The 10,214-nt window shown below is 57.8% G+C and carries 10 protein-coding genes; 9 read left to right on the top strand and 1 reads right to left on the bottom strand.

Annotated elements, in window-relative coordinates:
• Positions 1–956: 956 nt before the first annotated feature.
• The 4 genes from amt to AAC083_RS14090 all read left to right on the top strand — a co-directional run bounded on the left by amt (position 957) and on the right by AAC083_RS14090 (position 4,894).
• On the top strand, positions 957–2,399 hold the full coding sequence (gene amt, locus AAC083_RS14105) for an ammonium transporter (RefSeq protein ID WP_108536934.1): 1,443 nt from the start codon (positions 957–959) through the stop codon (positions 2,397–2,399).
• A gap of 190 nt (positions 2,400–2,589) precedes the next feature.
• Positions 2,590–3,942 carry a 23S rRNA (uracil(1939)-C(5))-methyltransferase RlmD gene (rlmD, locus tag AAC083_RS14100; protein WP_108536933.1) on the top strand — a complete coding sequence of 451 codons (1,353 nt, stop codon included), beginning with the start codon at positions 2,590–2,592 and terminating at the stop codon, positions 3,940–3,942.
• Between the two features lie 138 nt (positions 3,943–4,080).
• Positions 4,081–4,635 carry a GNAT family N-acetyltransferase gene (locus AAC083_RS14095; RefSeq protein WP_108536932.1) on the top strand — a complete coding sequence of 185 codons (555 nt, stop codon included), beginning with the start codon at positions 4,081–4,083 and terminating at the stop codon, positions 4,633–4,635.
• Between the two features lie 82 nt (positions 4,636–4,717).
• Positions 4,718–4,894, top strand: coding sequence for a DUF5363 family protein (locus AAC083_RS14090; RefSeq protein WP_181364755.1), 177 nt, complete (start codon positions 4,718–4,720; stop codon positions 4,892–4,894).
• On the opposite strand, the gene tppF is transcribed toward AAC083_RS14090, so the two are convergent.
• Entirely contained in the window at positions 4,863–5,480 is a 618-nt protein-coding gene (gene tppF, locus AAC083_RS14085) for a type IVa pilus pseudopilin TppF (protein ID WP_108536931.1), read from the bottom strand. The two genes, AAC083_RS14090 and tppF, sit on opposite strands and share 32 nt — an antisense overlap.
• A gap of 40 nt (positions 5,481–5,520) precedes the next feature.
• On the opposite strand from tppF, the gene AAC083_RS14080 reads away from it, so the two are divergent.
• The 5 genes from AAC083_RS14080 to AAC083_RS14060 form a co-directional block, all read left to right on the top strand.
• Positions 5,521–6,297 (top strand): TatD family hydrolase, encoded by a 777-nt coding sequence (locus tag AAC083_RS14080; RefSeq protein WP_108536930.1) that lies wholly within the window; start codon positions 5,521–5,523, stop codon positions 6,295–6,297.
• A gap of 225 nt (positions 6,298–6,522) precedes the next feature.
• Positions 6,523–7,797: a NupC/NupG family nucleoside CNT transporter gene (locus AAC083_RS14075; protein ID WP_042036199.1), complete on the top strand. Its 1,275-nt coding sequence runs from the start codon at positions 6,523–6,525 to the stop codon at positions 7,795–7,797.
• Positions 7,798–7,922: 125 nt separating this feature from the next.
• Positions 7,923–8,093 carry a XapX domain-containing protein gene (locus AAC083_RS14070; protein ID WP_108536929.1) on the top strand — a complete coding sequence of 57 codons (171 nt, stop codon included), beginning with the start codon at positions 7,923–7,925 and terminating at the stop codon, positions 8,091–8,093.
• A 391-nt stretch (positions 8,094–8,484) separates the two neighbouring features.
• On the top strand, positions 8,485–9,258 hold the full coding sequence (gene deoC, locus AAC083_RS14065) for a deoxyribose-phosphate aldolase (protein ID WP_042036196.1): 774 nt from the start codon (positions 8,485–8,487) through the stop codon (positions 9,256–9,258).
• Between the two features lie 109 nt (positions 9,259–9,367).
• On the top strand, positions 9,368–10,214 hold an 847-nt coding region (locus AAC083_RS14060; protein WP_108536928.1), incomplete at its 3' end, for a thymidine phosphorylase.

The raw sequence follows: 10,214 nt of genomic DNA, 5'->3' as shown, positions 1-10,214 counted from the left end.
GGGTGACACTATGCCACGCCTCACAAAACAAAGGGCTATGTGATACACAACCGCCACAAAGCCTTGCTGAACAATTCCGAGGGTAAAGCGGCCAGCACACAGGCCGTTTTCCTCACTGAACCGACCTGTTACCAAACGAGCATACCCAGGCATGTCATCTTGTTCATGGGGCTCCTCCCCACATGCGCGTTGTAATGTCTCATGCTCAGCTTTGGGCTAATGAGTTGCTTTACCAGCCTGCAAAATATAATGGTCAGATTGGAGCCGTGATGGCGTATGTGGGCGCGATAAACAAACTCAATACCTTCGGTTCCTCTGTAAGAACGCCCCGGGAGTAGCGGCCCCTTGGGGCTGGAGATACCCACTCTGATGCGAAGGTACTGAAGCCAGCGTCACTGGTGCGGGTAGTAAGTAAAATCCACATCTAACGTTTCCCTTTGAAATCAGTTTTGTCATTTCTCGTTTCGATAGAGACCCTGGTACTATTTATATTTCAATGGCTTAAGGCCGCCCTGCAGGCGGCCTTTTGTTTTTCTGTATCCCTTTTGCTTGGGTAATCCTCATCGCGTGTAGGCTTGATGGGCCGCATTTGGCTGTGTGTCAGTCGCCGCTCAGCGGTCATCCCGGCCTATGATCTGCTCTATTTCGGTGCGTGCTGGTTGCGCTGCACAGCAGAAGTGCGCGCTTGCTCAGGTTAGCGAGCCTTATGCTCCAACTTGGTGCGCTGGCCCGCCTGTGTGACATTAAGGTGTTGATTTAAATCAATTTAGTGAGTTGGCCTGTTTTATGCTTTAAAGCAATCATGTCGCCATGACGCTGCCCGATGAAGGAAGCATGACCAGGGCTGTGGCAAGTGTGTGTGTTGAGTGTGAGTTTGTGGGGATTGTCGGATTCGATGTTCATATCAGGAAATGAGCCCGGACAGGTGCCGGGACGACAGGGAAGGAGATGGCTGTATGCTCAAAAGACTCGTGATGACAGGTTTGTTGGCGCTTGCCGCCTTGCTGGCCGCCCCCAGTTGGGCTGAAGAGGTGGTGGCCGCGTCGGCCGACATCGTGCTGGCTGCGGTGCCAGTCGCTGCCGGAGTGACCATCAACAAGGGGGATAATAGCTGGATGCTGCTGTCGGCGGCACTGGTGATCCTGATGTCCATTCCGGGACTGGCCCTGTTCTATGGCGGCCTGGTGCGCAGCAAGAACATGCTGAGCGTGTTGATGCAGGTGTTCACCTTGTTCTCACTCATCAGCGTGCTGTGGATCCTCTATGGTTATTCGCTGGCTTTTACCGAGGGCAACAGTGTCTACGGATCCTTTAGCAAGGTGCTGCTCAAGGGGGTTACGCCAGACTCCATTGCAGCGACCTTCAGCAAGGGGGTCGGTATCAGCGAGTTCATCTACGTGGTGTTCCAGGGGGCTTTTGCGGCCATCACCTGCGGTCTGATAGTGGGCGCCTTCGCCGAACGTATCAAGTTTGCCGCCGTGCTGCTGTTCTCGGTAATCTGGTTCACCTTCGCCTACATACCACTGGCCCACATGGTGTGGTATTGGGCGGGTCCGGATGCCTATACCACGGCCGAGGCGGCCGCAACCGCGACAGCGACGGCCGGGTATCTGTTCCAGCATGGTGCACTGGATTTTGCGGGCGGCACTGTGGTGCACATCAACGCCGCCGTGGCGGGTCTGGTGGGGGCTTATCTGGTGGGCAAGCGTCTGGGTTACGGACGTGATCCCATGACACCGCACAGCCTCACCATGACCATGATAGGGGCCTCCCTGCTCTGGTTCGGTTGGTTCGGTTTCAACGCCGGTTCCGCGCTGGAAGCCAATGGCATAGCTGCACTGGCTTTCATCAATACCTGGGTGGCACCGGCGGCGGCTGCGCTCTCCTGGACCTTGGCCGAGTGGATGATGAAGGGTCGTCCCTCCCTGCTGGGTGCAGCCTCCGGCGCCGTCTCCGGTCTGGTGGTGATCACGCCGGCGGCCGGTTTCGTCGGGGTTGGCGGTGGCCTGATGATGGGCCTCATCAGCGGCGTGGCCGGTTTGTGGGGGGTTCATGGACTCAAGCGCCTGCTGGGAGCCGATGATAGCCTGGATGTGTTTGGCGTGCATGGGGTATGCGGCATTCTCGGTGCCCTGCTGACCGGCGTCTTTGCCAGTCCGGATCTGGGCGGCACCGGAGTGTGGGACTATGTCACCAACCAGGTCGCGGAAGGCTACTCCATCCTGGCCCAGGTCAAGATCCAGGCCATCGGGGTCGGGATCACCATCCTCTGGTCCGGCGCCGTCTCGGTCGTGGCTTACAAGCTGGTGGATCTGCTCATCGGCCTGCGAGTGAAGGAAGATGCAGAGCGCGAAGGGCTGGATGTCACCACCCACGGTGAAAAAGCCTATAGCCTGTAACAGCGTCGGGTTACTTGCTGACAGGATCGCCGCCGGTTATGCCGGCGGTTTTTTTATGTCTGCAAAAGTGGAGTGCGCCTTGCTCCACCTTTTATGCCTGCAATTTGACAGGATCTCCGCTAAACTCTGCCACCCTTAATGGGCTTGCCCCATTTTCCCCATCATTATTTCTACGCCTTTGGAGCCGCTCATGCCGTTAGTGGGACATCAACACCAGATCGAGATCCAGGAACTGACCGACAAAGGGGATGGCAAGGGACGCCTGTTCGATCGCCCCCTGTTTGTCGAAGGTCTGCTGCCCGGTGAGCAGGCGTTGGTGGAGCTGACCGAGGTCAAGCCAAACTATCTGCATGGCAAGGTGACCGAGCTGCTCCAGCCGTCCGCCGATCGGGTCGCCGATTTTTGCCCCAACACAGAGTGCGGCGGCTGTCAGGTGCGCCCGCTGGCCTACCCGGCCCAGCTCAAGCTCAAGCAGGCACTGGTGCAGAGCGCACTGGAACAGGTCGGCCTGGGTGACAGCAAGGTTAACCCGATCCTCGGCATGGAGAGTCCGTTCGCCTATCGCAACAAGGCGCAATATGCGGTGCGTGGCTGCGAGGCCGGTGCCGAGATTGGCTTCTATCGCAAGCACTCCCACGATCTCATCACGGCGGACGATTGCGCCGTGCAGGACCCGCTACACGTGGCGCTCAATGCCCGGGTGCGCAACTGGATGCGCGAGCACGACATTGCCGCCTATGACGAAGTGAACCACACCGGCTGCGTGCGCAACCTGATGACCCGCAAGGGCTTCAAGAGTGGCGAGCTGATGGTGGTGCTGGTGACCCTGGGTGAAGCGCTGCCGTTCGAAGTCGAGTTGCTGGCGGCCCTGAGCGATCTGCCCATTACCACCCTGGTACAGAACATCAACGATGAACGTACCAACCGCATTCTGGGCGCGAGCAACCGGGTGCTGCTGGGAGAAGGGGTGATCCGCGACAAGATCCATGAACTCGAGTTCGAGATCTCGCCGCTCTCTTTCTTCCAGAACAACCCGACCCAGACCGATGTGCTTTACTCCAGCGCCCTCGAGTATGCCGAGCTGACCGGCAACGAGACGGTATTCGACATCTATTGTGGTATCGGCACCATCTCCCTGTTCCTGGCAGGCAAGGCTGCCAAGGTGGTGGGGATCGAGTCGGTGGAGAGCGCCATTAGCGATGCCCGTCGCAACGCCGCCCTCAACGGCATCGAGCATACCGAATTCCACGTGGGCAAGGCCGAGCAGCTGATGCCCGAGCTGCACGCTCAGGGCGTGACCGCCGATGTGGTGGTGCTGGATCCGCCCCGCAAGGGTTGTGACAAGGCGGTGCTGCAGACGCTGGTTGCCATGGCACCGCGCCGTCTGGTCTATGTTTCCTGCAACCCGCAGACCCTGGCCCGCGATCTCGCCTGGTTGGTCAAGCAGGGCTTCGTGCTGGACGAAGTGCAGCCGGTGGACATGTTCCCGCACTCCATGCATGTGGAGGCGGTTGCCCGTCTGAGCCTGCCAGCCAAGGGCTGACAGAAGGCTGGACTGGGCGCGGCCAGTGGATCTATCCAGCTGCGTGGACGCAGTCACTGGTCTGATGTTGCAGGCCGCCATCCATTGCATTGGCCAGATGGCTCTGATAAAAAACGACTCCAAATGGAGTCTTTTTTTATGCCCGTGATCCGGCGCGGCAGCCAAACAGGGAGGGTAAGCATGACGATTCGTCTGGCCAGCGTGGAGGATGCAGCAGCGCTGGATCACTTCTTTCAGCAACTGGATCGGGAGACCCGCTTCATGCTGTATGAAGCGGGGGAGAGACCATCCGACATCGAGGGGCAGCGCCAGCGTCTGGCTGCCATGCAGGCCAGCCGCAATCAGCGGATGTGGCTGCTGAGTCTGGCCGGTGAGGTCCAGGGCTTTGCACTCCTGCTGGGAGGGAATATGCATCGCAATCGCCACTGTGCACTGGTGGTGATGGGGTTGCGTCCTGGTGCGCGCGGTCTGGGTTGGGGTGAGCGGTTACTGCGCACACTCATCACGGCTGCCAGCGAGCTGGGTGTCAGCCGGCTGGAGCTGGGCGTGATGGCGCATAACGAAGTGGCCCATTCACTCTACCGCAAGTGCGGTTTCATGGATGAGGGGTTACGGCGGCAGGCGTATCGGCTGGACGAGGGCTATGTCGACGAGATCAGCATGGGGCTGCTGTTGCCGTCCGGAGCGCCATGATGCCGTTGGCCCGATCTCGCTGGGTTGGCGAGAGGGAATGGGGCAGAGTATCGGATGGCGTGATGGAAAGAGGAAAGGGAACATGAAAGGTATCTTGCTACGCTGGTTGGCTCGCTACGATGAATGGTGTCAGGAGTGGGGACTCACCCCAGAGAACCGGCGTTGCTGCACGCCGGTGCGTTATGACGAAGATGACCAGCAAGAGCCTGAGCCCGACGCCTCGTCACTCAATCAAAATGGCGTGTCACGGCCCCGTTAATGCTGTTGTAGTCGAAGCTCAACCCATCCGGGTAAGCCGGGAAGCGGGCGATGGAGTCGCGCAGGGTATAGCGGCAGTTGCTGTGAGGCTCGCCGTCTTCATCTATATGGTTGCCGGGTTGCTCGCTGGAAAGGTAGTCGGCCCTGAGCTGGATCTCGGGATCCTGATCGACCGAGGCGACGGTATAGCTGCTGTCCAGCAGCCCCTGAAACAGCAGGCGGCAGTCTGCCTGGTTGCTGACCGAGATGTAGTCTTCCTGACCTGGGACGTAAGGCTCATTGATCCCCTTGCGGCCCTGATCCTCATCCGTGCCAGCGGGCCAGCCATAACGGTTGATGTCGAGGTTGCGTTGACCCATGCTGCCCAGATTGTAGAGTGCCTGATCCTGCGTCTGGACCGCCCAGCCAGCATGGGCCAGCTGCACCGCGCTGGCGACGCTGCTGGCAGTGGCGGCAACCGTGCTCTTGAGGGCATCATCCTTGATAGTGATAAAGCGGGGCATTGCCGTTACGGCCAGGACCCCCAGCACTATGATAACCATCACCAGTTCTATCAGGGTAAAGCCATGGTTCGAGCGTTTCATTATTGAGTAGAGCCATCAAGTACGACAAACAGGTGAGGACGACATGCAACTGATCGACACCCATTGCCATCTCGATTTTCCCGTCTTCGATCCAGACAGGGCGGCGTTGCTGGCAGAGTGTCGGCAGTTGGGGGTGGGCGAGTATATCATCCCCGCAGTGGGAGAGGAAAACTGGACTCGCGTGATGGTGCTGGCGGAGCAGTACCCGGAGATCACTTACGGGCTGGGCATTCACCCCTGGTATGTGGGCACCCAGACCCAGGGTGCACTGACGCGATTGCAAGCGTTATTGGCTGCCAGACCCCGTGGATTGGTGGCGGTCGGCGAATGTGGACTGGATCTGCGATCCCATGTGCCGCAGGAAGGGCAGGTCGAGTTGTTTGAGGCACAAATCAGGCTGGCCATGGATCATGAGTTGCCGCTGATCGTCCACTCGGTGCGGGCCAACGATACGGTCGCAAAAATATTAAGGCGTTTCAAACCGGCCCGGGGTGGCGTTATTCACGCCTTCAGCGGTTCACTGCAACAGGGACAGGCGTTCTGGCAGCTTGGGTTCAGGCTTGGAATAGGTGGCGTCATCAGCTATGAGCGGGCCAACAAGACCCGGGAGGCGATCCGCGACATGCCGCTGGAGGCCCTGTTGCTAGAGACGGATGCGCCCGATATGCCGTTACAGGGTCAGCAGGGTCTCCCTAATACCCCCGCCAACTTGCCTAAGATTGCACAACTCTTGGCCGAATTGCGGCAACAGCCCTTGAGCCATGTTGTCGCGGTGTTACATGAATCCACTTTGCACACTTTTCTGCTCAGGCACACTTAAATTAACACCTGATTAACTCTTGATAGCATCATGATAAAAAACGGGGGGACTAAAAATCGTTTGCGGTCTAATTTGGCGACCTCCAGCGTATTTCATGCTCATAAAATGTGACCAGCATTCTACTTTGTCGCACCGTAATTAGTATAATGCGCACCCTTGATTGATGGCGTTGAGATACAAGCTGTTAACAAGCTGGAAGGTGCTACTAAAGAGGAAGTGTTAATAATGAATTTGATTATGGGTCTGGTGGGGATGGCAACGCTCATCCTTATCGCGGTGCTGTTCTCCAGTAATCGCAAAGCAATAAAAATTCGCACCGTAGGCGGTGCCTTTGCAATTCAAGCTGGCCTGGGTGCATTCGTGCTGTACGTCCCGGTTGGCCGAGATATTCTGGTCGGTGTATCCAATGCCGTTTCCAGCGTCATCGGTTATGGCCAGAGTGGCATCGACTTCCTGTTCGGTGGCCTGGTCAGCAACAAGATGTTTGAAGTGTTCGGTGGCGGCGGCTTTATCTTTGCCTTCCGCGTTCTGCCCGTCATCATCTTCTTCTCCTCGTTGATCGCGGTTCTCTATTATCTGGGCATCATGCAGTGGGTGATCAAGCTGCTGGGCGGTGCCCTGCAAAAAGTACTGGGCACTTCCCGTACCGAGTCCCTGTCTGCCACTGCCAACATCTTCGTCGGTCAGACTGAAGCGCCGCTGGTGGTTCGTCCCTACATCTCCAAGATGACAGACTCCGAGCTGTTCGCCGTCATGTGTGGTGGTCTGGCCTCCGTTGCCGGTTCCGTGCTGGCTGGTTACGCCTCCATGGGCGTCAAGATGGAATACCTGATCGCTGCCTCCTTCATGGCTGCCCCGGGTGGTCTGCTGTTCGCCAAGTTGCTGGTACCGGAAACCGAGACTCCCAACTATGACGAAAGCAATGCCGACGGCGATCTGGAAGACAAGCCTGCCAACGTGATCGATGCCGCCGCCGCCGGTGCCTCCGCCGGCCTGCAACTGGCCCTGAACGTGGGTGCCATGCTGCTGGCGTTCATCGGCCTCATCGCCATGATCAACGGTATTTTCTCCGGTGTGGGTGGTTGGTTCGGCATGCCTGAGCTTTCTCTGGAACTGCTGCTGGGCTGGTTGTTCTCCCCGCTGGCCTTCCTGATCGGGGTACCCTGGAGCGAAGCCGTGGTTGCCGGTTCCTTCATCGGCCAGAAGCTGGTGGTGAACGAATTCGTGGCTTACCTGAACTTTGCCCCCTATCTGAAGGATGAGCTGCTGATCAATGGCGTGCCCATGTCTGACCACACCAAGGCCATCATCTCCTTCGCCCTGTGCGGTTTTGCCAACCTCTCCTCTGTTGCCATCCTGCTGGGTGGTCTGGGCTCAATGGCACCGAATCGTCGCGGTACCATTGCTCGCTTTGGTCTGAAAGCCGTATTGGCGGGGTCACTGTCCAACCTGATGTCTGCCACTATCGCAGGCTTCTTCCTGGCACTGACAGCCATGTAATGTTTGCCTGATATTCAGGTAAAGACGAACGCCACAGCGAAATGCTGTGGCGTTCGCGTTTGGGGCGGTGACAACCGTTTTCCTTCCTAAACTAATAATAAAAATTGAGTCAAATCGGAGGTTATATGCATGAAGTGCTACTGGCGATAGCGGCCGGCTTTATCGTTGGCTTGTTGTTTTCTTTCCTCAAATTGCCGATCCCGGCCCCCCCCGTCCTGTCAGGGGTGATGGGGATCGTAGGAGTCTATCTGGGGGGCATAGCTTACTCCTGGATACTCACGCGTTTCTTCTCTTAACGCACGTTCCAGTAACGGATTTGCCAGATGTGAGGTACCTCTGAAATTGGCAAATCCGGCTTGCAAACACGGGGTATCTCGGCTGAAATAGGCATTGCCAGCAGGGTGCTGGCAATGACTAATATCCGATCAAATCGGGTGTTGGCGGTCAAATGGAATTGATTGGGAAGTCGGGTCATCAGTTGTCGGCCTTTCTCAAGTCTTCATGGAACCAAGTCCGCACTTTTGTAAGAAAGTGACAGGGCTCTTGCCTTATTTACAGCCACATTGCCTGTGCGGCGCGCTGTAATTCCATTCCCGTATCCTTGGGAGTCGTGTCTTGCTGGTTGCGCTGCGACACGCAGGCGCTCGCCCCTGGAATCAGGATTAAATCGAGACTTTGGAGAATAGAATGACTGATCTGAAACTGGCCGCCCAACGCGCCCTGAACCTGATGGACCTGACCACTCTGAACGATGATGACACCGATCAGAAGGTCATCGACCTGTGCCGCAAGGCCAAGTCACCGGCTGGCCTGACTGCTGCCGTCTGCATCTACCCCCGTTTTATTCCTATCGCTCGCAAGACCTTGCGTGAGCTCGGTGCCGCCGACGTGCGCATCGCCACCGTGACCAACTTCCCCCATGGCAACGACGACATCGAGATCGCCGTGGCCGAGACCCGCGCCGCCGTGGCTTACGGTGCCGATGAAGTGGACGTTGTGTTCCCGTACCGTGCCTTCATGGCGGGCAATGAACAGATCGGTTCTGATCTGGTCAAAGCATGTAAGGAAGCCTGTGGTACCAAGGTGCTGTTGAAAGTGATCATCGAGACCGGTGAACTGAAAGAAGCAGCACTGATCCGTCGCGCTTCCGAAATTTGTATCGATGCCGGTGCCGATTTCATCAAAACCTCCACCGGCAAAGTGCCCGTCAACGCAACCCCGGAAGCGGCCCGCATCATGATGGAAGTGATCAAGGCCAAGAACCCGAAAGTCGGCTTTAAGCCGGCTGGTGGTGTGAAGGATGCAGCCGTTGCCGATCAGTACCTGGCCATGGCCGAAGAGATCCTCGGTAAAGATTGGGTCTGTGCCCGTACCTTCCGCTTCGGCGCCTCCAGCCTGCTCGCCAGCTTGCTGGCCACGCTGGGGCACGGCGACAAGCCTGCCAACACCAGCGGTTACTAATAAGTTGATGAGAGGGCGAGCGTGGCTTGCCCTGTTATGCCCACGCCATATGGTGCGCGGGCAGGGATAACGGCTTATGTGACGCTAGCAACGGCGGAGGGAATGAAGGATGTTTTTGCCTCAAGAAATTATTCGAAAGAAGCGCAATGGTGAAGCGCTCAGTACCCAAGAGATTCAATTCTTCGTGCAGGGCATTACCAACAACACCATCGGCGAGGGCCAGATTGCGGCGCTCGCCATGGCGGTTTACTTCAAAGACATGAGCATGGATGAGCGGGTTGCCCTGACCTGCGCCATGCGTGACTCCGGCATGGTATTGAACTGGGATCACCTGAACCTGGGCGGCCCGATTGTTGACAAGCACTCCACCGGTGGTGTGGGGGATGTGGTTTCCCTGATGCTGGGCCCCATGGTCGCCGCCTGCGGTGGCTTCGTGCCCATGATCTCCGGTCGTGGTCTGGGTCATACCGGCGGTACTCTGGACAAGCTGGATGCCATCCCCGGCTACCAGACCTCGGTCGATAACGATCGTTTCCTGAACGTGGTGAAAGAGGCCGGTGTCGCCATCATAGGCCAGACCGGCGATCTCGCCCCCGCTGACAAGCGTATCTATGCAGTACGTGACATCACCGCCACCGTCGAATCCATCGCCATGATCACCGGCTCCATCCTCTCCAAGAAGCTCGCCTCCGGGCTGGAAGCGCTGGTGATGGATGTGAAAGTGGGCTCAGGCGCCTTTATGCCGACCTTCGAAGCCTCCGAAGAGCTGGCCAAGAGCATAGTGGCGGTGGCTAACGGTGCCGGTTGTCGTAGCTCGGCCCTGCTGACCGACATGAACCAGGTGCTGGCCTCCAGCGCCGGTAACGGGGTTGAAGTGCGCGAGGCGGTGCGTTACCTGACCGGTGAATACCGCAACCCGCGCATCCACGAAGTCACCATGAGCCTGAGTGCCGAGA

The sequence above is a fragment of the Aeromonas sp. HMWF014 genome, assembly GCF_963878295.1.
Classification (GTDB): domain Bacteria; phylum Pseudomonadota; class Gammaproteobacteria; order Enterobacterales; family Aeromonadaceae; genus Aeromonas; species Aeromonas popoffii.
This window is presented reverse-complemented; position numbering and strand designations above follow the sequence as displayed.

What these genes read in the sequence shown, in the direction of transcription:
- amt (WP_108536934.1), top strand. Translation starts at nt 957, where the DNA reads ATGCTCAAAAGACTCGTGATGACAGGTTTGTTGGCGCTTGCCGCCTTG.
- rlmD (WP_108536933.1), top strand. Translation starts at nt 2,590, where the DNA reads ATGCCGTTAGTGGGACATCAACACCAGATCGAGATCCAGGAACTGACC.
- AAC083_RS14095 (WP_108536932.1), top strand. Translation starts at nt 4,081, where the DNA reads ATGCCCGTGATCCGGCGCGGCAGCCAAACAGGGAGGGTAAGCATGACG.
- AAC083_RS14090 (WP_181364755.1), top strand. Translation starts at nt 4,718, where the DNA reads ATGAAAGGTATCTTGCTACGCTGGTTGGCTCGCTACGATGAATGGTGT.
- AAC083_RS14080 (WP_108536930.1), top strand. Translation starts at nt 5,521, where the DNA reads ATGCAACTGATCGACACCCATTGCCATCTCGATTTTCCCGTCTTCGAT.
- AAC083_RS14075 (WP_042036199.1), top strand. Translation starts at nt 6,523, where the DNA reads ATGAATTTGATTATGGGTCTGGTGGGGATGGCAACGCTCATCCTTATC.
- AAC083_RS14070 (WP_108536929.1), top strand. Translation starts at nt 7,923, where the DNA reads ATGCATGAAGTGCTACTGGCGATAGCGGCCGGCTTTATCGTTGGCTTG.
- deoC (WP_042036196.1), top strand. Translation starts at nt 8,485, where the DNA reads ATGACTGATCTGAAACTGGCCGCCCAACGCGCCCTGAACCTGATGGAC.